This is a genomic window from Streptomyces sp. LN549 (assembly GCF_043203805.1).
Taxonomy (GTDB): domain Bacteria; phylum Actinomycetota; class Actinomycetes; order Streptomycetales; family Streptomycetaceae; genus Streptomyces.
The window spans coordinates 1947623-1969137 of record NZ_JAZHRI010000002.1; the positions used below are offsets into that span (position 1 = coordinate 1947623).

The 21515-nt window shown below is 71.7% G+C and carries 23 protein-coding genes and 1 pseudogene; 8 read left to right on the forward strand and 16 right to left on the reverse strand.

What is annotated here, in order from left to right; all coding sequences use genetic code 11:
* Nucleotides 1-41: 41 nt before the first annotated feature.
* Complete coding sequence (locus tag SH922_RS08540) at nucleotides 42-1463, forward strand: CoA transferase (protein WP_393056572.1); 1422 nt, start codon at nucleotides 42-44, stop codon at nucleotides 1461-1463.
* Here the strand turns inward: SH922_RS08540 and SH922_RS08545 are convergent.
* The 8 genes from SH922_RS08545 to SH922_RS08580 form a co-directional block, all read right to left on the reverse strand.
* Nucleotides 1453-2496 (reverse strand): zinc-dependent alcohol dehydrogenase family protein, encoded by a 1044-nt coding sequence (locus tag SH922_RS08545; protein WP_393056574.1) that lies wholly within the window; start codon nucleotides 2494-2496, stop codon nucleotides 1453-1455. The genes SH922_RS08540 and SH922_RS08545 overlap by 11 nt on opposite strands.
* Before the next feature lie 21 nt (nucleotides 2497-2517).
* Nucleotides 2518-3210, reverse strand: coding sequence for a lysoplasmalogenase (locus SH922_RS08550; RefSeq protein ID WP_393056576.1), 693 nt, complete (start codon nucleotides 3208-3210; stop codon nucleotides 2518-2520).
* The gene (locus SH922_RS08555) at nucleotides 3207-4100 is read right to left on the reverse strand and encodes a sterol desaturase family protein (protein WP_393056578.1); all 894 of its coding nucleotides are present in this window, start codon (nucleotides 4098-4100) and stop codon (nucleotides 3207-3209) included. Before SH922_RS08555 ends, SH922_RS08550 begins: the two co-directional genes overlap by 4 nt.
* Before the next feature lie 129 nt (nucleotides 4101-4229).
* A complete protein-coding gene (locus SH922_RS08560) occupies nucleotides 4230-4943 on the reverse strand; it encodes a VIT family protein (protein WP_393056580.1) in 714 nt (237 codons plus the stop codon).
* Nucleotides 4944-4968: 25 nt separating this feature from the next.
* Nucleotides 4969-6195 (reverse strand): amidohydrolase family protein, encoded by a 1227-nt coding sequence (locus SH922_RS08565; protein ID WP_393056582.1) that lies wholly within the window; start codon nucleotides 6193-6195, stop codon nucleotides 4969-4971.
* A complete protein-coding gene (locus SH922_RS08570) occupies nucleotides 6192-7472 on the reverse strand; it encodes an amidohydrolase family protein (protein WP_393056584.1) in 1281 nt (426 codons plus the stop codon). Before SH922_RS08570 ends, SH922_RS08565 begins: the two co-directional genes overlap by 4 nt.
* A gap of 16 nt (nucleotides 7473-7488) precedes the next feature.
* Complete coding sequence (locus SH922_RS08575) at nucleotides 7489-8373, reverse strand: SDR family NAD(P)-dependent oxidoreductase (RefSeq protein ID WP_393056586.1); 885 nt, start codon at nucleotides 8371-8373, stop codon at nucleotides 7489-7491.
* Nucleotides 8370-9170: an acetoacetate decarboxylase family protein gene (locus SH922_RS08580; RefSeq protein WP_393056588.1), complete on the reverse strand. Its 801-nt coding sequence runs from the start codon at nucleotides 9168-9170 to the stop codon at nucleotides 8370-8372. The genes SH922_RS08575 and SH922_RS08580 overlap by 4 nt, the downstream gene beginning before the upstream one ends.
* Nucleotides 9171-9282: 112 nt before the next feature.
* Here SH922_RS08580 and SH922_RS08585 point away from each other — a divergent pair, with 112 nt between their 5' ends.
* The 6 genes and pseudogenes from SH922_RS08585 to SH922_RS08610 all read left to right on the forward strand — a co-directional run bounded on the left by SH922_RS08585 (nucleotide 9283) and on the right by SH922_RS08610 (nucleotide 14793).
* A complete protein-coding gene (locus SH922_RS08585; protein WP_393056590.1) occupies nucleotides 9283-9927 on the forward strand; it encodes a TetR/AcrR family transcriptional regulator in 645 nt (214 codons plus the stop codon).
* 29 nt (nucleotides 9928-9956) lie between these two features.
* Nucleotides 9957-10955 (forward strand): annotated as a pseudogene (locus SH922_RS08590) (DEDDh family exonuclease); the annotation flags it as partial.
* 71 nt (nucleotides 10956-11026) lie between these two features.
* Nucleotides 11027-11260 (forward strand): hypothetical protein, encoded by a 234-nt coding sequence (locus tag SH922_RS08595; protein ID WP_393063495.1) that lies wholly within the window; start codon nucleotides 11027-11029, stop codon nucleotides 11258-11260.
* 71 nt (nucleotides 11261-11331) lie between these two features.
* The gene (locus SH922_RS08600) at nucleotides 11332-12135 is read left to right on the forward strand and encodes an SURF1 family protein (protein WP_393056592.1); all 804 of its coding nucleotides are present in this window, start codon (nucleotides 11332-11334) and stop codon (nucleotides 12133-12135) included.
* An 86-nt stretch (nucleotides 12136-12221) separates the two neighbouring features.
* Entirely contained in the window at nucleotides 12222-14033 is a 1812-nt protein-coding gene (locus tag SH922_RS08605) for a glycoside hydrolase family 15 protein (protein ID WP_393056594.1), read from the forward strand.
* A gap of 4 nt (nucleotides 14034-14037) precedes the next feature.
* Nucleotides 14038-14793 carry an SDR family oxidoreductase gene (locus tag SH922_RS08610; protein WP_393056597.1) on the forward strand — a complete coding sequence of 252 codons (756 nt, stop codon included), beginning with the start codon at nucleotides 14038-14040 and terminating at the stop codon, nucleotides 14791-14793.
* A gap of 66 nt (nucleotides 14794-14859) precedes the next feature.
* Here the strand turns inward: SH922_RS08610 and amaP are convergent, their stop codons facing one another.
* From amaP to SH922_RS08635, 5 genes are read right to left on the reverse strand one after another with little or no spacing between them, the layout of a single operon-like run.
* Nucleotides 14860-15447 (reverse strand): alkaline shock response membrane anchor protein AmaP, encoded by a 588-nt coding sequence (gene amaP / locus SH922_RS08615; RefSeq protein WP_393056599.1) that lies wholly within the window; start codon nucleotides 15445-15447, stop codon nucleotides 14860-14862.
* Complete coding sequence (locus SH922_RS08620; protein WP_393056601.1) at nucleotides 15444-16130, reverse strand: DUF6286 domain-containing protein; 687 nt, start codon at nucleotides 16128-16130, stop codon at nucleotides 15444-15446. Before SH922_RS08620 ends, amaP begins: the two co-directional genes overlap by 4 nt.
* Complete coding sequence (locus SH922_RS08625) at nucleotides 16127-16489, reverse strand: Asp23/Gls24 family envelope stress response protein (protein WP_393056603.1); 363 nt, start codon at nucleotides 16487-16489, stop codon at nucleotides 16127-16129. Before SH922_RS08625 ends, SH922_RS08620 begins: the two co-directional genes overlap by 4 nt.
* Nucleotides 16486-16677, reverse strand: a complete 192-nt coding sequence (locus SH922_RS08630; RefSeq protein WP_136330255.1) for a hypothetical protein — start codon at nucleotides 16675-16677, stop codon at nucleotides 16486-16488. Before SH922_RS08630 ends, SH922_RS08625 begins: the two co-directional genes overlap by 4 nt.
* Nucleotides 16678-16708: 31 nt before the next feature.
* The gene (locus tag SH922_RS08635; RefSeq protein WP_393056606.1) at nucleotides 16709-17200 is read right to left on the reverse strand and encodes an Asp23/Gls24 family envelope stress response protein; all 492 of its coding nucleotides are present in this window, start codon (nucleotides 17198-17200) and stop codon (nucleotides 16709-16711) included.
* 92 nt (nucleotides 17201-17292) lie between these two features.
* Between SH922_RS08635 and SH922_RS08640 the strand changes: the two genes are divergently transcribed.
* Nucleotides 17293-18018: a hypothetical protein gene (locus tag SH922_RS08640; RefSeq protein WP_393056608.1), complete on the forward strand. Its 726-nt coding sequence runs from the start codon at nucleotides 17293-17295 to the stop codon at nucleotides 18016-18018.
* Between the two features lie 62 nt (nucleotides 18019-18080).
* Here the strand turns inward: SH922_RS08640 and SH922_RS08645 are convergent, their stop codons facing one another.
* The 3 genes from SH922_RS08645 to SH922_RS08655 all read right to left on the reverse strand — a co-directional run bounded on the left by SH922_RS08645 (nucleotide 18081) and on the right by SH922_RS08655 (nucleotide 21258).
* On the reverse strand, nucleotides 18081-18872 hold the full coding sequence (locus SH922_RS08645; protein WP_393056610.1) for an enoyl-CoA hydratase/isomerase family protein: 792 nt from the start codon (nucleotides 18870-18872) through the stop codon (nucleotides 18081-18083).
* Between the two features lie 160 nt (nucleotides 18873-19032).
* Nucleotides 19033-19254, reverse strand: coding sequence for a helix-turn-helix domain-containing protein (locus SH922_RS08650; RefSeq protein WP_007263382.1), 222 nt, complete (start codon nucleotides 19252-19254; stop codon nucleotides 19033-19035).
* Nucleotides 19255-19659: 405 nt separating this feature from the next.
* A complete protein-coding gene (locus tag SH922_RS08655) occupies nucleotides 19660-21258 on the reverse strand; it encodes an ABC-F family ATP-binding cassette domain-containing protein (protein WP_393056612.1) in 1599 nt (532 codons plus the stop codon).
* Between the last annotated feature and the right edge of the window lie 257 nt (nucleotides 21259-21515).

Below are 21515 nucleotides of genomic sequence, written 5' to 3' on the forward strand. Positions count from 1 at the left end.
CGGCCTACCCCGCGACTGGCACTCAGTGCCATAGTGCGGGGATGACTTCTGCCCCCATCTCCGCCACCGAGCAGGCCTGGGCCGCTCTCGGCGGTGACCCCGCACTTCTCGGCCGTATCGGGACCTCGGGGCCGGCCGGGCTGCTGTCCTCCCGGCTGCCCGTACGGGAGCTGGCCCGCGCCGCTGTCGCGGTCTGCTCCCTGGCCGCCGCCGAACTCGCGGCCCGCCGCACCGGTGGACCCGTACCCCGCGTCCCGATCGACGACGGCGCGGTGGCCACCGCGTTCGTCAGCGAGCGCCATCTGCGCATCGACGGCCGCGCCCCGGCCAATTTCGCCCCGCTGTCCCGGTTCTGGCGCACGGCCGACGGCTGGGTCCGCACCCACGCCAACTACCCGCACCACCGGGCCCGGTTGCTGGGCACGCTGGGCCTGCCCGCGGACACCGCCGACGACCTGGCCGTGGATGCCGCGGCCGCGTCCTTCGCGGGGCGCCGGGGGGCCGAGATCGAGGAGACGGTGTACGCGGCGGGCGGGCTGGCCGTCGCCGCCAGGACACCCGGGGAATGGGCCGCGGACCCGCGCCGCGCCGCCCTCTGCGACGTGCCGCTGGTGGAGCGGGAGCGGATCGACGCCGCCCCGGTGCGCCGGACATCTCCGCTCACCGGCACACCGCTGCGACCCGCTGCCGGACTGCGCGTCCTGGACCTCTCCCGGGTCCTCGCGGGGCCGGTGGCCACCCGTACGCTCGCGCTGCTCGGCGCGGACGTGCTGCGCATCGACGCCCCGCAGCTCCCGGAGAGCCAGGACGCGCACAGCGACACGGGGTTCGGGAAGAGGTCGGTGAGCATCGACCTGTCGAGCGATGCCGGCCGCGGTGTCTTCGACGAGCTGCTCGCCGGAGCGGACGTGGTCGTCACCGGATACCGGCCAGGTGCGCTGGAGCGGCTGGGGCTGACACCGGAGTCCCTGGCCGCGCGCAGGCCGGGCCTGGTGATCGGCAGGCTGTCGGCCTGGGGGCACGGCCCGTGGGACCGGCGGCGCGGTTTCGACAGCCTGGTGCAGGTCGCCACCGGCATCGCGATGACCGAGGCCGAGCCGGGAGCGCACGACGGCCCGCCGGGTGCGCTGCCCGCCCAGGCGCTGGACCACGGCACGGGCTACCTGCTGGCCGGGGCCGTACTGCGGGCACTGACCGAACAGCACGACCGGGGCGGCTCGCGGCTGGCCACGCTCTCGCTCGCTCGCACCGCCGCCTGGCTGACCGACGAGATCCCCGCATCACCGGACCGCGTCGCGCAGGACGGCACGTACGACCCGCAGAAGTGGCTCACCGAGACCGACAGCCCGCTGGGGCGGCTGCGCCATGCGCTGCCGCCGGTCGGTTTCGACGGGGCACCCGCCGACTGGTCGCGTCCGCCCGGCCCGCTGGGGGCGGACGCGGCCGCGTGGCTCACGGCTTGATGAGGACCTTCAGCGCCGTGCGCTCGTCCATCGCCTTGTAGCCGGCCGGTACCTCGTCGAGGCCGATGGCCAGGTCGAAGACGGGCGACGGGTCGATGGTGCCGGACAGGACGTCGGGGAGCAGTTCCGGGATGTAGGTGCGGACGGGGGCGACCCCGCCGCGCAGGGCGATGTTCCGGTCGAACATGACGCCGAGGTCCAGTCCGGTGCCGCTGCCGTGCGGCACGCCGACGTAGCCGATCGAGCCGCCGTCGCGGGTGATGTCGACCGCCGTGCGCATCGACTGCTCGGTGCCGACGGCCTCGATCACCGCCTGCGCGCCTTCGCCGCCGAGCAGTTCCCGTACCGCAGCGACGGCCGCCTCGCCGCGCTCGGCGACGACGTCCGTGGCACCGAAGGTGCGGGCGATGTCCGTGCGCGCCCGGTGGCGGCCGAGCGCGATGATCCGCTCGGCACCGAGCCGCTTGGCGGCGATGACGCCGCACAGGCCGACGGCGCCGTCACCGACGACCGCGACCGTGGAGCCCGGCTTCACACCGGCGCCCACGGCCGCGTGGTGGCCGGTGCCGAGGACGTCGGAGAGGGCCAGGAGCGCGGTGAGCAGGTGGTCGTCCGAGGCCGCGGCGGCGGGGAGCTTGACCAGCGTGCCGTCGGCGAACGGGACACGCACGGCCTCGCCCTGCCCGCCGTCGGAGCCGACCGATCCCCAGAAGCCGCCCTGCGAGCAGGAGGTGGTCAGGCCCTCGGCGCAGTAGGCGCAGGTGCCGTCGGACCAGACGAAGGGGGCGACGACGAGGTCGCCGACGGCGAAGCCGTTGACCTCGGAGCCCGCCTCCTCGACGATCCCCAGGAACTCGTGGCCGATGCGCTGGCCGGGCTGCCGGGCGGACTCGCCGCGGTAGGCCCACAGGTCGCTGCCGCAGATGCAGGCCCGCAGGACCCGCAGCACCACGTCGGTGGGCTGCTGGATCACCGGGTCCGGGACCTCCTGCACGCGGATGTCGTGGGGGGCGTGAATGACGGTGGCGCGCATGCGTGGGGGTCCTTGCTGATCTCAGATGCTGATACTCCGCTCACGGTACGCCCCGAGGACCGCACCGGCCCCTTTCGCCCCCGGCGCGAGCACGCCCAGGGTCAGCAGGAACTGCGCCGCCACATAGGTGAGCATGACCCAGAAGTCGGGGGCGGGCAGCTGCGGCCAGTCGGCGATGCCGGTGGCGATCAGCGCGTCGGAGAGCAGGAAGAGCGCGCCTCCGGTGGCCGCGTACCGGCCGAGGACGCCGGAGCGGTAGGCCATGGCGGTCAGCAGCAGGCTGTAGCCGGCCATCGGGACCCGTAGCCCGGTCGGCAGCCCGTCCCAGATCAGGACGACGAAGACGGTCAGGACGACCGCGTACCCGATCCCGGGAAGCAGTGCGCCCCGGGCCCGCCCGAAGAGCCGCAGATAGCAGAGGTGTCCCGCGGCGAAGCCGCCCATCCCGATGAGGAAGGCGAGGTCGGCGTCGGCCAGCAGGAAGACGTCTCCGATCCAGCCGCAGAGCAGGGCGGCGATCAGCAGCCGGGGCCCGCGCCGGGCGACGGCGTACGCGGCGAGCAGCGGCATCAGCAGCGGCTTGGCGACGAGGTGCAGGACATCGCTGTCGATGAGGACCCCGGCGAGGTCGACGGTGCACGCGACGAGGAAGGCGATGAGCAGGGGACGCGCCCAGCGCTCCCGCCGGCCGCCCGGAAGCGGGTCGGCGCTCATCCGGTGCGCTCCTGCGCGAGAGCGGCCGTGGCGGCCTTGCCGCTGCCCGCCGTCGCCCCGGCCGGCTGCCAGCCGGGCCCGCGGAAGACCCGCCCGGCCCGCTCGCTCCAGCTGCCCGCCGCGCGCACGTCGCGGGCGATGGCGGCGTACTCGTGGGTGGCGACCCGCAGCGGGTTGAACGTGTCGATGTTCTTGGTGAGTCCGAACACGGGCCGCTCCGTCTCCGCGGTGAAGGAACCGAACCACCGGTCCCACACGATCAGGATCCCGCCGAAGTTCCGGTCGAGGTAGCCGCCCTGGGAGGCGTGGTGCACCCGGTGGTGGGAGGGCGTGTTCAGTACGTACTCGAACGGCCGGGGCAGTTTGTCGATGCGCTCGGTGTGCACCCAGAACTGGTAGACGAGGTTGGCCGACGAGCAGAAGGCCAGCGCCGCCGGGTGGACGCCGCAGGCGATCAGCGGGAGGTAGAACGGCCAGACGGTCAGCGAGGTCCAGGGCTGGCGCAGCGCGGTGGAGAGGTTGAACTTCCGGCTGGAGTGGTGGACCACGTGGCAGGCCCAGAGGATCCGGATGACGTGGTGGCCGCGGTGGGACCAGTAGTAGAAGAAGTCCTGCCCCAGCAGCATCAGCGGGACGGTCCACCACAGGACGGGGATACTGAGCGGGGTCAGCTCGTACACCGCGGTGTAGACCGCGACGATGGGCACTTTCCACAGCAGGTCGAAGGCCAGGCTGCCCAGCCCCATGGTGATGCTGGTGGTGGCGTCCTTCGCCTCGTACCCGGCGGCGTCCTCGTCGGGGTGGAAGTGGTGGAGGGCCATTTCCAGAACGGTGAGCAGGACGAAGGCCGGTATGGACCAGAGCACTACATCGGGCAGGTTCGTCGGCATGACTGCACCGTAGAGCGGCAGGCCGACGGGGAACAGACGTTGTTACCAACAAGTATGCGAGACGTGTTGTCAGCAGCCTTTGGCACCTTCTGACAAGGCGGGGGCGTGATCTCCCCGGGCGTCCGCGCCCTACACCCCCGCCGCCCCCAGCAACTGCCCCGCCGCGTACGTCACGGCCATCGCCACCGCGCCCCCGCCCATGTTCCGCAGCACCGCCGGGCCCACCGCCGCGTCGCCCAGCCGGGCGCTCCACCAGCCCGTCAGGGCCAGGGCGGCGAGCACCGACAGCACCGTCACCAGCAGGCGCACCGACGACGGCGGCAGCACGATCGCCAGCAGGGGCAGCAGCGCGCCCACCGTGAACGCCAGGAAGCTGGCGCCCGCCGCGTGCCAGGGGTTCGTCAGGTCGTCCGGGTCAATACCCAGCTCGACCTCGGCGTGGGCGCGCAGCGCGTCTCGTTCGGTGAGCTGGACGGCGGCCTCGCGCGCCACCTCCCGGCTCAGCCCCTTTCCCTCCAACAGTCCGGTGAGCTCGGCGAGTTCCGCCTCCGGGGTCTCCTGGAGCTCCCGCTTCTCCGTCGCCAGCGCGGCCTTCTCCGAATCGCGCTGGGTGGAGACCGACACGTACTCGCCCGCCGCCATCGACATGGACCCGGCCAGCAGCCCGGCCAGGCCTGCCGTCAGCAGCGTGCCGCGGTCACCGGTGGCGCCTGCGACGCCGACGACGAGCCCCGCGGTGGAGACCACACCGTCGTTGGCCCCGAGGACCGCGGCGCGCAGCCAGTTGAGCCGAGCGCCCAGACCGCTGCCATGAGGTTCGTCGTGCGCCTGCGTATCCGTCACCCGGGGATGGTCTCACCTCGCGGCGTCACCAGACGCGTACCGACCCACCCGGCGCGAAGGCGGGGCTCGTCGCGTCCGCCGGGACCTCCTTCAGGGGTTCGGCGATCTCGTCGACGGTCGGGCCCACGACGGCGGCGACACGGTCCAGCGCCGGCAGGTCGAAGCCGTAGACACGGGCCGCGTTCCCGCCGGTCATGGCCGCGATCTCGGCCGGCGGCAGTCCCGCGTACGCGATCCTCAGTCCCTCCCGTGAGTAGGGGGCGGTGCCCTCGTCGTGCGGGTAGTCGCTGCCCCACATGATCTTGTCGAGGCCGATCCGGTCGCGGAGCGGCACCTCGTGCGGGCGCATGAAGCTGGCGCCGACGAAGCAGTTGTCGCGCCAGACCTTGCTGGGGCGCGCGCCCATCGAAGCGGCCAGCCCCGCACCGAACCTGGACTCGGCGGTGGCCGCCCTGGAGGCCGCCGCGACGAGCCGTCCGTGGTAGTAGTCGAGCATCTCCACGATGCCCGGGATCCAGCCGGAGCCCTGTTCGGTGAGGACCAGCTTCAGATCGGGGTGGCGGCGGAACGCACCGCCGAAGATCAGGTGCCACAGGGCCCGGTGGGAGAACCACGTGGTCTCCACCATGAAGACGGCGCGGGCGGCCGGTTCGTCGCCCAGCGGTGGGGAGGCGGAGCCGCCGTGGTGGTTGACCGGTACGCCGAGCTCCGCGCAGAGCGCCCAGATCGGGTCGTACACCGGGGAGTGCAGCTCCGGGATGCCGCTTCCCGGCGGTGCCCCGGGCAGCAGGATTCCGCCGGTCAGGCCGGCCTCCTTGGTCCGGCGGATCTCGCGGACCGCCTCGGCCGGGTCGTTGAGGAGGATCTGGGCGACACCCGCGCGCCGGCCGGGTGCGGCGGCGCAGAAGTCGGCGAGCCAGCGGTTGTGGGCGCGCAGCCCCGCCCAGCGCTGCTCGTACTCCTGCCGGGAGGGCGCCGGGGCCATCAGGGAGGCGGAGGGGAAGAAGGGCGGGATGGTGTTGGGGAAGACGACCTCCGCGACGATGCCGTCGGCCTCCAGTTCGGCGAGGCGGCGGTCCGAGTTCCAGTTGCGGTCGGCGGTGTCGGCGACGAGGTCCTCGTACGGGTTGACGTACGTGGCCGCCCAGGCGTCGAAGTCCTCGTGGTGCTTCGACTCCAGGTAGGGCCGGTAGTCGAGGAGGTCGGCGCCTGCGTGGCAGTCGGCGGAGATGACCGTGTAACGGTCCGTCATGACGCCCCCAGGACCGGGAAGTCGTGGTCGGTCAGCCAGTGCCTGCCGACCTCGCGCGAGCGGGCCCAGGAGGTCTCGGCCGCGCTCTGGTCGGCGCTCTGGCCCAGGTCGGCGGGGGTGGGGCCGATGCGTGCCGCGATGGGGGCGAGCCTGTCCGTGTCGAAGCCGAAGACCTCGGCTGCGGCCAGTCCCAGCATCACGCGGGTCTCGGCGACGGGGATGTCGTGGAAGGTGTCGCGCAGCCAGTTCGCGGTGTTCGGCCAGGTGCCCTCGGGGTGCGGGAAGTCGCTGCCCCACAGGATGTTGCCGACGCCGATCTCGTACCGCTGGGCGAGCTCGCGGCGTTTGGTGTTGGTGGCGCAGATGAACACCTGGCGGTCGAGGTATTCGTGCGGCGGGCGCTTCAGTTCGGCGAACGGGGAGAGCTTCTTGCCGCCATGGGCGCCGAGGTAGAGCCGGTCCATGAACCAGAGGAGGTTCGGCAGCCACCAGCAGCCGGACTCGGCGACGCCGAACCTGAGCCCGGGGTGACGTTCGAAGGCGCCCGACCAGAGGAGGAACCAGAGGGGGCGGGAGGGCCACCAGGTGACCTCGGATACGTAGATGCCGAGGTGGTCGCCGTACTCGTGGCGCGGTGCCGCCCCGGAGTGGGTGACGACGGGCATGCCCGTCTCGGCGGCGGCCGCCCACACGGGGTCGTAACGGCGGTCGTGGTACGGGGCCTTGTCCACCCACATCGAGGGGATCATCAGGGCGCCGAGGCCGGACTCCTTCGCCCGGTGGATCTCGGCGACCACCCGGTCCACCTCACCGGTGACGGGCAGCAGCGCGACCCCGCAGTGGCGTTCGGGGTGCTGCGAGACGAACTCGGCGAGCCAGCGGTTGTGGGCCTGCGCTCCGGCCATGCCAAGCTCGGGGTCCTGGTCACCGGAGAGGCCGAGGCCTACCCCGAACGGGGCCGCAGTGCGGCTGTCGACGGCGTCCGCGTCGGGGAAGACGACCTCGGCCGCCACCCCGTCGCCGTCGAGCTCCTTCAGCCGCTGCGCGGCGTCCCAACCACCCTTCAGTCCTTCCTCGTTGTCGTGGAACCACTTGTCGGCGAAGGCTTCGTTGCGTACGCCGAGGCGGGTCATCTCCTCGCGGCGGCGGTCACGGCCGGCCAGGAATTCGTCGAACTCCCGGTGGAAACGGCGGTCGAGGTAGGGCCGGTACTCCTCGGTGGGCAGTCCGGCGTGGCAGTCGGAGGAGATGATCAGGTACGGGTCTTCGTCGGTCATCGCTGGTCCTGTCTCCTCAGTCGAGTACGAAACTCTCCAGGTACGACGGGTTGGCCCGGTCCAGCATCGACTGCGACCTGGCCCGGATCTGCCGGTCGCTGTGCTCGCTGTCGGGCAGCATCCAGAAGCGGTCGGCGCGTATCCCGTCCACGACGGTGGCGGCGACGTCCTCCACGGGCGTGAACTCCACCTCGTGGCCGCCCGCCTTCATGGCCCTCTCCCACTGGCCGAGGCTGCGGTACGGGGTCCTGCGCGGGCGTTCCTTCGCGTACCGGTCGGGCCGGTTGCGGTGCGACTCCCACAGGCCGGTACGCAGCATGTGCGGGCCGGGGAAGAGGACCGAGGCGCCGATCGCCGCGCCCTCCGCCTTCAGGTGCGCGTACAGCGACTCGGTCATCGTGACGACGGCGGACTTGGTGACGGCGTACACGGACGCGGTGGGCAGCGGGGCGATCCCGCCGTCACCGGACGAGGTGTTGACGACGTGGCCGGGGGCGCCGTCCGCCAGCATGCGCGGCAGAAAGGCCTGAATGCCGTGGAAGACACCCCACACGTTGACGGCGAAGGCCCACTTCCAGTCGTTCGGGTCGTGCTCCCACATCCGGCCCTCGGCTCCGGAGCCGACCCCGGCGTTGTTGCACAGCACGTGCACCGCGCCGAAGGTGTCGTACGCGGTGTCGGCCAGCGCGGTGACGGAGTCGCGTTCGCCGACGTCGACGGCCGCGGCGAGCACCTGCGCACCCTCGCGGCGCAGTTCGCCGGCCGCCTTGTCGAGTGCGCCTTCCTCGACATCGGCGAGCACGACCTTCAGCCCCTCGGCCGCGAACCTGCGCGCCATCGCGAGACCGATGCCGCTCGCGGCGCCGGTGACGACGGCGACCTGCCCCTCCTGAAGCCTCATCGGACACTCCCCCGCGGCGGGCCGTCGTGGATCTGCTGCGGGTCGTCGTAGCGCTGGTGGATGTACGGCAGCAGCGCGTCGGCGCTCACCCGCTCGACGGCCCTGCCCTGCTGGTCGCTGGTCTTCTCGCCGATGGTGAGGTCGACGACGCGGAGCACGGGGAGGTCGGCGACCGGGTCGTACATGGACTCGCGCAGCACCACGTCGCCGGTGATCCGCTCCAGCCGGCGGACCTTCTCATGGCGGGTGCAGTGGATCAGCACGGGGCCGGAGTCGAAGCCCTCGCCGTCCACCGCGGGCAGGAACTTGAAGTAGAAGTCGAGCTTGGCGGCCGGTGCGGGCAGCGGGAGCGGTTCGCCGACCGCGCCGCGGATCTCGACGAAGGCGATGCCGTGGCGGGCGAGCGAGGCGTGCACGACGAGTCCGTCACGCTCCACGCTCACCTCGCCGAGCTTCTTCGGCTCGCCGAACACCTCACGGCCGCCGGTCAGGGCCCGCTCGTGGGTCATCGGCATGACCAGCGGGTACCAGCCCTCGTGCCCGTCGTGGACGGCGGCGACGGCGACGGAGCCCGCGCCGAGCGGATAGCCGGGCAGATCGACCTTGCTGATGTTCGCCCGGACGAGCGGTCGTCCGGAGGGTTTCAGGGGCGGTGGGAGGACGGCCGCCACCGCGTCGGGGTCGCTCTCCCAGACGGCGCTCACGCCGGTGGACCAGATGTCGGGGAGCCGGGAGCGGGCCTCGCGGGCCGCCGCGATCTCGGCCTCGGTGCGCGCGCCGTACCGTACACGTGCCATGCGGTGCCACCCTTCTCGGTTGTCCGTGCCGGGTTCTGTAACACAGTTACACCCGCGCTCGTGAAGGGTAAATAGCCGTGCATGTAACGGAGTTCGGGAGCCTGGAGGAGCTGTGGCGCGATCGTCGCTGACGCGCGAGGAGGTCCTCGCGGCCGCTGCGGGACTCGTGCGGCAGCACGGCCCGCAGACCCTGACCATGCGCAAGCTGGCCGCCGAGCTGGGCACCGCCGTCACCTCGATCTACTGGCACGTGGGCAACCGCGAGTCGCTGTTGGACGCCCTGGTCGAGCGGACCGTCCAGGAGATGGGCACCCTGCGCCCCACCGGCCGCGTCCCGGCCACCCGGATCGTCTCCGTGGCACGCGGGCTCCGCCGGGAACTGCGCGCCCGGCCGCATCTGATCGCGATGGTCCACGAACGGGGCCTGACGGAACGGATGTTCCTGCCGGCCCAGCAGGCGCTCGCCCACGAGGTGCACGCCGCCGGCCTGCGCGGCGCCCGGGCGGCCGCCGCGGTGCGGGCGGTGCAGTTCCACACCGTCGGCTTCCTGCTCGTCGAGCGCAACCGGGAGCGGTCCCCCGTCCAGTCACCGGCGGAGGGCGATCTGTGGTCCGTTTCCACCGCGGACGACGATCCGGCACTGGCCCGGGCACTGGCCCGGCCCGCCGACCCGGACCGGCTGTTCGTCACGTCCGTACGGGCCCTGGTGGACGGGCTGCTGACCGGTGGCACGACGTCAGGGGGGACGGCCGAATAGGGGACTGTCGGTGGAGGCCCGTATTCTCTGTGACCATGCTCGACGACCGCCAGACCGCAGCACCGTGGCCGACCGCCTACCCACAGGGGTACGCGGTCGTCGACGTGGAGACCACCGGACTCGCACGGGACGACCGGATAATCTCCGCCGCCGTCTATCGCCTGGACGCCCAGGGCAACGTCGAGGACCACTGGTACACCCTCGTCAACCCGGAGCGTGATCCCGGTCCCGTCTGGATCCACGGACTGACGAGCGACGTCCTGGAAGGCGCCCCGCTCTTCCCCGAGGTCGCCGCCCAGCTCTCCGAGCGGCTCGCCGACCGCGTGCTCGTCGCGCACAACGCAGCCTTCGACTGGTCGATGCTCGCCCGGGAGTACGCACGCGCCGCGGTCGTCGCGCCCGTCCAGCAGCGGCTGTGCACCATCGCGCTCTCCAAGGAGCTGCGGTTGCCGCTGCCCAACCACAAGCTGGAGTCGCTGGCCGCGCACTTCGGCGTGGTGCAGCAGCGCGCACACCACGCGCTGGACGACGCACGCGTGCTGGCCGAGGCGTTCCGCCCGAGCCTGCACGCGGCGGCGCGGGGCGGGATGCGGCTGCCACTGCTGGAGTGCCGGCCGCTGACCGAGTGGTCGGACTCCCCCGTCACCCCGCGGGTCGGCTACCAGTCCTCGTACGGCGCGCAGAACAGCTGGCGCCCCTCGCGCAAGCGCCCGGCCTGCCCGTATCCGAATCCGGGGCGGTACGAGAAGGACAAACCTCTCATGCAGGGCATGCGGGTGGCGTTCTCCGGGGACACCTCGATCGACCGTGAGCTCCTGGAGGACCGGGCCGTGGAGGCGGGACTGCATGTGGCGACGAGTGTCTCCCGGCTGACGAGCCTGCTCGTCACCAACGACCCGGACGCGGCGACGTCGAAGACGGTGAAGGCCAAATCGTTCGGCACCCCGATCCTTGAGGAGAGCGCCTTCACCCATCTCCTGCGGGACGTGGCCGCCTCAACGAAGGTTCCGGCCCCCGACGCCGTCATCGGAGTGAACCGGGGGCGACTCGCCCGCCCGCCGCTCGCCCGTCACCGCCCGCGCGTCCCACCCTGTGGCGCATGGCACGTTGCGAGGTATGCGGAAACGACTACGGGATGTCCTTCGAGGTGCACGCGCAGGGCGCGATTCATGTCTTCGACTGTTTCTCCTGCGCCATTCACCGCATGGCGCCGATCTGTGAGCACTGCCGGGTCCAGGTCATCGGCCAGGGTGTCGAGGTCGACGGGCACTGGTTCTGCGGCGGTCACTGCGCCCGCGCGGAGGGGAAGGTGGGCATCATCGACAGAGTCTGAGCACCGGGCGCCGCACCCCTTCCCCCACCCCCTGCGCAATGCACCCCATGACGCAGTTGTACCGTCATGGGGTGTACCGCTTCCTGTTGACCCGGCAGTGGCTGATTCTCGCCCTCATCGCCCTCGTACTCATTCCCACGATGGTCGAGCTGGGCTTCTGGCAGCTGCACCGGCATGAGCACAAGGTCGCGCAGAACGCCCTGATCTCGCACAACCTCAAGGCGAAGCCCGTGCCGGTCGCCACGCTCACCTCGCCCGGTCACACCGTTCCGCGCTCCGACTACTGGCGTGCGGTGAGCGCCACCGGGACGTACGACGAGAAGCACGAAGTCGTCGTGCGCCGCCGGACCGCGACCGACGGCTCCATCGGTGTCCATGTGCTGATTCCGTTCGACCTCAAGGGCGGCGGCACGGTCATGATCAACCGCGGCTGGGTCCCCGCCGCCTCCGACCAGTACGCCTTCCCCGACGTCCCGGCCGTGCCCAAGGGCGAGGTGACCGTCACCGGGCGGCTCAAGGCGGACGAGACGACGGGCGCCAGCGGCATCAAGGACCTCTCGGATCTGCCGGACCGCCAGGTGATGCTGATCAACAGCTCCCAGCAGGCGAAGCTCCTGTCCCGGCCGGTGCTCGGCGGCTACATCGAGCAGACGGGACCGGAGCCGAAGGGCGACAGCCCCGAACTGATCGAGGCTCCCGACGACAGCTCCATCGGCCCGCACATGGCGTACGCCGTGCAGTGGTGGCTGTTCGCCGCCGGTGTCCCGGTCGGCTATGTGGTGCTGGCCCGCCGGGAGAAGCGCGACCGGGCGGCAGCGGCGGCCGAGGCCGCCGCACAGGCCGATGCGGCGGAGCCCGAGCCGGCGAAGGCCTGACGGACCGGCATCCGCCGGGGTGACTCCCGTAATCCCCTGACACCGTGTCTGCTTAGCGGGGACCAGGTTCGGGAACACGCCACAACGTGACCCCACGCATCGAGGACTACGCCCTCATCGGCGATCTCCAGACAGCCGCACTGGTCGGCAGGAACGGTTCTGTCGACTGGCTCTGTCTGCCCCGCTTCGACTCGGGCGCCTGCTTCGCCGCACTGCTCGGCGACGAGGACAACGGCCACTGGCGCATCGCCCCCAAGGGCGCGGACACCTGCACCCGGCGCGCGTACGCGGGCGACTCCCTCGTCCTGGAGACGTTCTGGGAGACCCGCACCGGCACGGTCAAGGTCATCGACTTCATGCCGCAACGCGACCACGAGCCCGATGTGATGCGGATCGTCGAGGGTGTCAGCGGCACCGTCGACATGTCCTCGGTGATCCGGCTGCGCTTCGACTTCGGCTCCGTCGTGCCGTGGATGCGCCGCTCGGACGGCCACCGGGTGGCTGTCGCGGGGCCGGATTCGGCGTGGCTGCGCAGCGAACCGCCGGTCAAGACCTGGGGCCAGCAGTTCTCCACGTGCTCCTCGTTCAGCGTCTCCGCCGGGGAACGGGTGGCCTTCGTCCTGACCTGGCACCCCTCGCACTCGCCCCGGCCCGATCTCGTCGACCCGTACGAGGCACTGGAGAACACGCTGTCCGACTGGGCCGAGTGGTCCGCCCGCTGCAAGTACGAGGGGCCCTACCGGGAAGCCGTGATCCGGTCACTGATCACTCTCAAGGCGCTCACCTTCGGCCCGACGGGCGGCATCGTGGCGGCCCCCACCACCTCTCTCCCGGAGGAGATCGGCGGCGTACGGAACTGGGACTACCGCTTCTGCTGGCTACGGGACTCCACCCTCACCCTCGGAGCACTGGTCTCGGCCGGCTATCTGGAGGAGGCGGCGGCGTGGCGGGACTGGCTGCTGCGCGCGGTGGCCGGGGACCCGGCGGATCTGCAGATCATGTACGGGCTCGCGGGCGAGCGCCGACTGCCCGAGTCGGAGCTGCCGTGGCTGCGCGGCTACGAGAACTCCGCCCCGGTCCGGATCGGCAACGCCGCCGTCAGACAGCGCCAGCTCGATGTGTACGGGGAGGTCATCGACTCGCTCCGGCTGGCCCGGGACGCCGGTCTGGACGACAAGCCGCATGCCTGGAGCCTGCAGCTCAGTCTGCTCGGCTTCCTGGAGTCCACCTGGCGCGAGCCGGACGAGGGGCTGTGGGAGATCCGCGGCCAGCGCCGCCATTTCGTTCATTCCAAGGTGATGGCCTGGGTGGCTGCCGACCGCGCGGTGCGCAGCCTGGAGGAGGACCCGTCGCTGACCGGCGACGCCGACCGCTGGCGGGCGATGCGCGACGCCGTGCACCGGGAGGTGTGCGAGAAGGGGTTCGACCCGGTGCGCAACACCTTCACCCAGTCGTACGGGTCACGGGACCTGGACGCCGCGACGCTGCTGATCGCCCGGACCGGGTTCTTGCCGCCGGACGACCCGCGCGTCATCGGGACGGTCGACGCCGTGCGGGACGAGCTGGGCAGCGATGGGCTGCTGCGCCGGTACAGCACGGACGGCACCTCCATCGACGGACTGCCCGGCGGTGAGGGCGCCTTCCTCGCCTGCTCGTTCTGGCTGGCGGACGCGTTGCGGATGACGGGCCGCACGGAGGAGGCCACCGAGATCTTCGAGCGGCTGCTGGCCCTGCGCAACGACGTGGGGCTGCTGGCAGAGGAGTACGACACCGCGGGCATGCGCCAACTGGGCAATTTCCCGCAGGCCTTCAGCCACATCGGGCTGGTCGGTACGGCGGTGGCGCTGGCCGGGGCAGGGACCGCCGAGGACACGGCGCGGGGTGAGGCGGCAGGATAGGGCCATGGATCTTGGACTGAAGGACCGTGTGTACATCGTCACCGGAGCGACCCGGGGGCTGGGAAACGCCACGGCACGCGCGCTGGTCACCGACGGCGCGAAGGTGATCATCACCGGCCGCGACGAGAAGAGCGTCAGGGAGGCCGCCGACGAACTGGGCCCGGACGCCGTCGGGTTCGCCGCCGACAACGCCGACCCGAGCGCGGCGCAGCAGCTGGTGGAGGCCGCGAAGGAGGGGTTCGGCCGGCTCGACGGCATCCTCATCAGCGTCGGCGGCCCGGCGCCGGGGTCCGCCGCGGACAACACCGACGCGCAGTGGCAGTCAGCCTTCGAATCGGTGTTCCTGGGCGCGGTGCGCCTGGCACGGACAGCGGCCGCGGCGCTCGGCGAAGGCGGTGTCATCGGCTTCGTGCTCTCCGCCTCCGTCCACGAACCGATCGCAGGACTGACCATTTCAAACGGCCTGCGCCCCGGTCTGGCCGGCTTCGCCAAGTCGCTGGCCGACGAGCTCGGCCCGCGGGGCATCCGCGTGGTGGGCGTGCTGCCGTCCCGGATCGACACGGACCGGGTGCGTGAACTGGACGCGCTGTCCGGCAACGCGGAAGCCTCGCGCACGGCCAACGAGGCGTCCATCCCGCTGCGCCGCTACGGCACTCCGGAGGAGTTCGGCCGGACGGCGGCCTTCCTGCTCTCGCCCGCCGCCTCGTATCTGACGGGCATCATGGTGCCGGTCGACGGCGGATCCCGGCGCGGCTTCTGAGAGCGCGGAACGCGTCAGGGCCGGACGATTCCGGTCGTCCGGCCCTGACGCGTCGCCCTCCGCCTGTCAGCTCACCCGTTCCGCACGGTGCTTGACCGCCTTCAGTCGCACCTCGGCGGGCAGCTGCGCCAGCCCGGCCGAGTCCCGGGCATGGGCCAGCGCCTCGTCGGTGAGCCGGCCCAGCGCCTCGTCGGGTGCGGCGTGCGGCTCCATCAGCAGCCGGATCCGGGCCTGGGGAGCGCTGCGCCTTCCGGTCAGGACGACCTGTGCGCGGGCCACCCCGTCCAGGGCGCCCGCCTCTCCCGCGAGCACGCCCTCCAGGGCGCGGCCGCGCAGCAGCGCGCCCTCTCCGTCGCCGCTGTCCACGAGCACTTCGGAGAGACGGGCCCGGCGCAGCTGGGCCAGCAGCCACCACAGTGCGAGCACCACCAGGACCGCGAGGACCGCGATCACCACCGGCCACCACCAGCCCTCGGAGCGCCAGCGGTCCCGGTCCGCCTCACTGAGCAGTACGTCGTGCTTGCCGTACCAGGGCCACCAGGACGGCACGGACAGCCCGAGCGCCGCGGCCAGTACCCCGCCGCCCACGCAGACCAGCACCAGTCCGGCCAGGCCGAGCAGTACCCGGTTGACGGTCCCGATCACGCCGCTCACCCCTTCTTCGCCGGACGGCGGACATGGACGGACAGGCTCGGTTGCCTGGCCAGTCCGAGTTCCCTGATGCCGGTGGAGAGCACGGTGTCCAGATCGGCCCGCACGTCGTCGAGTTCACGGAAGTGCGAGACGGCACGCACCCCCACCTTGCTGCGGCCCATCCGGACCCGGACGGACTGCACACCGGGCACCTCCACGGCCCGGTCGCGCAGGACCATGGCCGCCGCGGTCCGGTCGAGGGCCGCCCGTACGCCCGGGTGGGCCCGGCGCATCGGCAGCAGATCACGCAGTCCGGGCGTGAGCGCGAGGACGATCAGCCACAGGCCGACCGCCGCCGCGACCGAGGCGCCGGTCAGCACCCAGACGTCGTCCAGCGGCCGCTCGGCCAGCTCACGGGCCAGCGAGCGGCGCCAGCGCATCGCCGGGTGGTCGGCACGGACCGCCGCGACGTCGTAGAGAAGCAGTCCCGCGCCCCCCAGGACCACCAGGGCGGTGATACCTGCGGGAATGCGGCGGGCGGACCAGAAGCGGCCCGCTCCGCCCTCGCTCCGTTCCTTGGCCGGGACCGGGTCGTACGCCGCTGAGGACGCCGACTGGTCGAGTGCGAGCACGTCCCCGTGCTCCACCGCCCCGGCGGTGGGCAGACGCTGCGTGCTGTTCTCCGGGTTCTGGGGCTCGGTCATCGGATCCTCCCCTGCGCCGCGAGGCTCGCTCCTGAGGGGTGCAGGCGCTCGACCTGTACGGCCACTTCGGGCACCTCCATCCCCGCCAACGCCTCTACCCGCTCGGCGACCCGACGACGCACGGCACCGCACTGGCGCCCGATGTCGCTGGGGTATCCGAGCTCCAGACTCACCCGTACCCGAGCGGTGTCACGATGCACCGTGACCGTGGCCCGCGGTGACGCGGCGTCCTTCGCGGGTTCGTCGACCGCTTCCTTCGCCGCCTGCGCGGCGATCTTCGCGACGACCCGGTCGGCGATCCGGGTCTCCCCGCGCTCCGCGGCGGCGACCCGGCCGCCCGCCCCCGGCACCCCGGTCACCGCCGTCGGTCGCCGCGATCGCGACTCCGGAAGAAGTCGCCGGGCTCCAGGTCACCGTCGAGGAAGCGACCGGCGATGAAGCCGATCGCCCCCAGCGCGGCCACCAGCAGAAAGGCACCGAACCCGCCGAAGTACCCGGCGAAACCGAGCGCCATGCCGGCCACCATGCCGACCACAGCCATGCTCATCTGTGCTCCTCATTTGCCTTTGACGGGAGGACTACTGGAGACGTGGCTCGGGCTGGCCTTCGTCGTCGTCCTCGTCAGGCAGCTTCACATCACTCACCGCGATGTTGACCTCGACGACTTCGAGACCCGTCATCCGCTCGACCGCCGCAATAACGTTCTCCCGTACATCACGGGCGACATCGGCGATCGACACGCCGTAGTCGACGACGATCTCCAGGTCGAGGGCCGTCTGGGACTCGCCGACCTCGGCCTTCACGCCCCGGGCGACGGACTTGGAGCCGCCGGGGACCCGGTCGCGCACCGCGCCGAACGTCCGCGAGAGTCCGCTGCCCATCGCGTGCACGCCGACCACGTCGCGTGCCGCCATTCCGGCGATCTTCTCGACCACGCCGTCGGCGATCGTCGTACGGCCGCGGGTGGCGGGGTCTCCCCCGCCGCGCTTGGTCAGCGTGCTCCTGCTGTCGCCGCCCGTCGAGTCCTTGTCAGGGTTCTCGGGCCGGTTCCGCTGTGGGGTCTCGGTCATCGACGTTCTTCCCTTCGGGGCAGATTGGACTTCCTTGCCCACATTAAGTGCGCTTGCCCGGTCTCGCGCCGTGGATACGGCAGGCTGAAGCAATGACGACGGCTGACAGCTCGCACAGGGCCCAAGGATGGACGGCAGCGGTTCGGCAACGGCTCGGCCTGGGCCGGCTACTCCCGCTGGGCGGTCCGGCGGACGGGGCCTGGATCTCGGAACGGGCAGCGGTCGCCGTGCTGCGCCGGGCAGTGGGCGGTCCGGGGCCCGGGCCTGTGATCCTGGCGCTGCGGATCTCCGTGGCCGACGCCGAGGCGGCCCCCGCCCCGCAGGTGCCGCCGCCCCCGAGCGCCCTGCCGCCGGGTCCGCTGCGAATCGAGGCCACCGTGGCCGCGACGGCGTACCAGCCGATTCCCGCTGCCGCCGCGGCGCTGCGCTCCGCTCTGCTGACGGCTGCCGCGCGGCGGCTCGGGCTGGTGGTCGACGATGTGGATGTCCAGGTGGCGGAGTTGCTGGACACCGCACCGGAACGGGCCGAACCACCCCCTGTCGAGGTGCGGCCGGCGGATCCGGAGAACGCGGCGGGTCGTGCGGCCGCTGGGGTGACGGGGGTCGCGACGCTGACGCGGGTGCTCGGCACATCCGTGCACACGGGCCCGGACCACGTACGGGTCGAGCTGGCGACGCACGGCGGCCACCGGGCGCTGGACGTGGCCCGCGCGGTGCGGGCAGCGGTGACGCAGGCGGTGGACGGGCATCCGCCGGTCGCGGTGCTGGTCACGGCGGTGACGGAGGGACCCGGGCCGCAGGTCCCGCCGGCCGGCTGACGTGGCACCGGGCCCCGGGCGGTGTGCCCGGGGCCCGGTGCCACGTCAGTGGCGGTGTGATGTCAGTCGACCGTGCCCGAGAGGTCACGCAGCCGACGGCCCTGCGCGGCGCGCTCGGCGGCGCGCTGCTCCTCGTACGAACGGGAGACGGCGCCGCTCAGCAGGGCCTTGGTCTCGATGACGGCATCGCGCGGGGCGGCGAGGAAGGGGCCGGCCAGGTCACGGGCCGCTGCTTCGAGCTCCGCGGCGGGCACCACGAGGTTGGCCAGGCCGGTGCGCTCGGCCTCGTCGGCGTACACGAAGCGGCCGGTGGCACAGATTTCGAGCGCACGTGCATACCCCACCAGGTGCACCAGGGGGTGCGTGCCGGTGAGGTCGGGCACCAGTCCGAGGCTGGTCTCGCGCATGGCGAACTGCACGTCCTCGGCGACGATCCGCAGATCGCAGGCGAGGGCGAGCTGGAAGCCTGCGCCGATGGCATGCCCCTGGACGGCCGCGATCGACACGATGTCGTTGCGGCGCCACCAGGTGAACGCCTCCTGGTACTCGGCGATGACCGCGTCGAGCTCGGCCTCCGGGCCGCGCCCCATGTCGAGGAACGACGGCTCACCGTCGAACCCCTCGGGGGTGAACGCCTGGCGGTCGAGACCGGCGGAGAATGACACACCTTCGCCGCGCAGCACGACGACCCGCACACTGCCGGGCAGAGCCCGTCCGGCCTCTGTCAACGCCCGCCACAGAGCGGGGGACTGAGCGTTGCGCTTGGCCGGATTGGTGAGGGTCACCGTGGCAACCGCGTCGTCGACGGTGAGTCGTACGCCGTCCTTGTCGAGCACAGTGTCGAGCGAGGTCATGGAGCGCCTCCGGATCGGGGTGCAGTCAGTGCAGTCAGCACAGGGCTAAGTGACTGAACAGTAACCACCCGATCGACCGCACGATCGACCGGGTGGCCACCGCCGAAACCGGTGAGCCCCGGGACAGGTCGGCGACCTGTCCCGGTCCGCGGACGCCTTGTCAGGCCGCCGCGGCCTTCTTGCCTCGTGTCGCTCCGCCACGTCCCCGCAGCGTCACTCCGGACTCGCTGAGCATCCGGTGGACGAATCCGTAGGAGCGGCCGGTTTCCTCGGCCAACGCCCGGATACTCGCACCGGAGTCGTACTTCTTCTTCAGGTCTGCCGCGAGCTTGTCGCGCGCGGCGCCGGTTACCCGGCTGCCCTTCTTCAGAGTCTCGGCCACCCGTGCCTCCTCGTGGGAAGTGCGCTCTGGACTCTCATGATCACCCCTCGGGGCCGTCCTGGCCACCCATTCGGCAAGGTCCGTGCAAGCGGATCGGCACCCCGGGAAGACACCGGCACGACCGGAATCATGCATTCCGCTGGACTGTGGGGGCAGTGGAGGAACAGCGCCGGAGGAACGGCCAGGTCAGGGCCGCACGGGGGTCGGGGCCCCTCATGCGTGCACCCGGCAGGTATCTGCCGGGTGCCGCGCCGGGGTACGAGACGTCCTCACACAGATGATGGATCACGCGTAGGCCGAATGATCCAGTGCGAGTGGATCAGCGGACCGCGGCGGCCGGAATGCGGCCCCCACGCGCGCGGGGCCGGGGGCCGGGAGCGGACCCCGGCACGCGGCCGGCCCGGGTCAGGCCAGCGAGACCAGGTCCCGGTAGTCCGCACCCCACAGGTCCTCGACGCCGTCCGGCAGCAGGATGATCCGCTCGGGCTGGAGCGCCTCGACCGCGCCCTCGTCGTGCGTGACGAGGACGACTGCGCCCTTGTACGTGCGCAGCGCGCCGAGGATCTCCTCGCGGCTGGCCGGGTCGAGGTTGTTGGTGGGCTCGTCGAGCAGAAGCACGTTGGCGGAGGAGACCACCAGCGTCGCCAGGGCGAGCCGGGTCTTCTCGCCACCGGAGAGCACCCCGGCGGGCTTGTCCACGTCGTCCCCGGAGAAGAGGAACGAACCGAGGGTCTTACGGACCGCGACGAGGTCGAGGTCCGGCGCCGCGGAGCGCATGTTCTCCAGGACGGTGCGGTTCGGGTCGAGGGTCTCGTGCTCCTGGGCGTAATAGCCGAGCTTGAGCCCGTGGCCCTCGATGATGTCGCCGGTGTCGGGCTTCTCCGCACCGCCGAGGAGGCGGAGCAGGGTGGTCTTGCCCGCACCGTTGAGGCCGAGGATGACGACCCGGGAGCCCTTGTCGATCGCGAGGTCGACGTCGGTGAAGATCTCGAGCGACCCGTAGGACTTGGAGAGGCCCTCCGCCATCAGCGGGGTCTTGCCGCACGGCGAGGGGTCCGGGAAGCGCAGCTTGGCGACCTTGTCGGAGACCCGTACGGCCTCCAGCCCGGAGAGCAGCCGGTCGGCACGCTTGGCCATGTTCTGCGCGGCCACGGTCTTGGTGGCCTTGGCGCGCATCTTGTCGGCCTGGGCGTTGAGCGTCGCGGCCTTCTTCTCGGCGTTCTGCCGCTCGCGCTTGCGGCGCTTCTCGTCGGCCTCGCGCTGCTGCTGGTAGAGCTTCCAGCCCATGTTGTAGACGTCGATCTGCGAGCGGTTGGCGTCGAGGTAGAAGACCTTGTTGACGACGGTCTCGACCAGCTCTTCATCGTGGGAGATCACGACGAAGCCGCCGCGGTAGCTCTTGAGGTAGTCGCGCAGCCAGACGATCGAGTCCGCGTCGAGGTGGTTGGTGGGCTCGTCGAGGAGCAGGGTGTCGGCGTCAGAGAAGAGGATCCGGGCCAGCTCGACACGGCGGCGCTGACCACCGGAGAGCGTGTGGAGCGGCTGGGCGAGCACCCGGTCGGGAAGGCTGAGGGCCGCGGCGATGGTGGCCGCCTCGGCCTCGGCCGCGTATCCGCCCTTGGTGAGGAACTCCGTCTCCAGGCGCTCGTACTTCTTCATCGCCTTCTCGCGGGTGGCGCCCTTGCCGTTCGCCATCCGCTCCTCGTTCTCCCGCATCCTGCGCAGGGTCTCGTCGAGGCCGCGGGCGGACAGGATGCGGTCCCGGGCGAGCACGTCGAGGTCGCCGGTGCGCGGGTCCTGCGGGAGATAGCCCACCTCGCCGGAGCGGGTGATGGTGCCGGCGGCCGGGGTGCCCTCGCCCGCGAGGCACTTGGTGAGGGTGGTCTTGCCCGCCCCGTTGCGGCCGACGAGGCCGATGCGGTCGCCCTTGGCGATACGGAAGGAGGCGGATTCGATGAGCATGCGGGCGCCGGCGCGCAGCTCGATGCCGGAAGCGGTGATCACGGGGAAAAACTCCAGAGCGGTTTGGACGGCGGAGGAACGACTAGCGATTCACGACTCGACGCCGTTACTCACGCACACGCACAAGGAGAATTGCCATGAGAACCAGTCTACTGGCGGTGTCCAACCACTTTTCCGCCTGCTCCCACCGCTGTTGCCGAAAGCTCGCCCAGCGCGCCCGGCCCACTCCATCACGTGAGCAAAAACGGGCATTGCGGTGTGAATTATCTGATACTCGGCGCATGGCTGTGCCGCAGCCG

Bases quoted from the DNA above. Each gene is read 5' to 3' on its own strand.
- SH922_RS08540 (WP_393056572.1), top strand. From the start codon at position 42: ATGACTTCTGCCCCCATCTCCGCCACCGAGCAGGCCTGGGCCGCTCTC.
- SH922_RS08545 (WP_393056574.1), bottom strand. From the start codon at position 2,496: ATGCGCGCCACCGTCATTCACGCCCCCCACGACATCCGCGTGCAGGAG.
- SH922_RS08550 (WP_393056576.1), bottom strand. From the start codon at position 3,210: ATGAGCGCCGACCCGCTTCCGGGCGGCCGGCGGGAGCGCTGGGCGCGT.
- SH922_RS08555 (WP_393056578.1), bottom strand. From the start codon at position 4,100: ATGCCGACGAACCTGCCCGATGTAGTGCTCTGGTCCATACCGGCCTTC.
- SH922_RS08565 (WP_393056582.1), bottom strand. From the start codon at position 6,195: ATGACGGACCGTTACACGGTCATCTCCGCCGACTGCCACGCAGGCGCC.
- SH922_RS08570 (WP_393056584.1), bottom strand. From the start codon at position 7,472: ATGACCGACGAAGACCCGTACCTGATCATCTCCTCCGACTGCCACGCC.
- SH922_RS08575 (WP_393056586.1), bottom strand. From the start codon at position 8,373: ATGAGGCTTCAGGAGGGGCAGGTCGCCGTCGTCACCGGCGCCGCGAGC.
- SH922_RS08580 (WP_393056588.1), bottom strand. From the start codon at position 9,170: ATGGCACGTGTACGGTACGGCGCGCGCACCGAGGCCGAGATCGCGGCG.
- SH922_RS08595 (WP_393063495.1), top strand. From the start codon at position 11,027: ATGGCACGTTGCGAGGTATGCGGAAACGACTACGGGATGTCCTTCGAG.
- SH922_RS08610 (WP_393056597.1), top strand. From the start codon at position 14,038: ATGGATCTTGGACTGAAGGACCGTGTGTACATCGTCACCGGAGCGACC.
- SH922_RS08620 (WP_393056601.1), bottom strand. From the start codon at position 16,130: ATGACCGAGCCCCAGAACCCGGAGAACAGCACGCAGCGTCTGCCCACC.
- SH922_RS08630 (WP_136330255.1), bottom strand. From the start codon at position 16,677: ATGAGCATGGCTGTGGTCGGCATGGTGGCCGGCATGGCGCTCGGTTTC.
- SH922_RS08635 (WP_393056606.1), bottom strand. From the start codon at position 17,200: ATGACCGAGACCCCACAGCGGAACCGGCCCGAGAACCCTGACAAGGAC.
- SH922_RS08640 (WP_393056608.1), top strand. From the start codon at position 17,293: ATGACGACGGCTGACAGCTCGCACAGGGCCCAAGGATGGACGGCAGCG.
- SH922_RS08645 (WP_393056610.1), bottom strand. From the start codon at position 18,872: ATGACCTCGCTCGACACTGTGCTCGACAAGGACGGCGTACGACTCACC.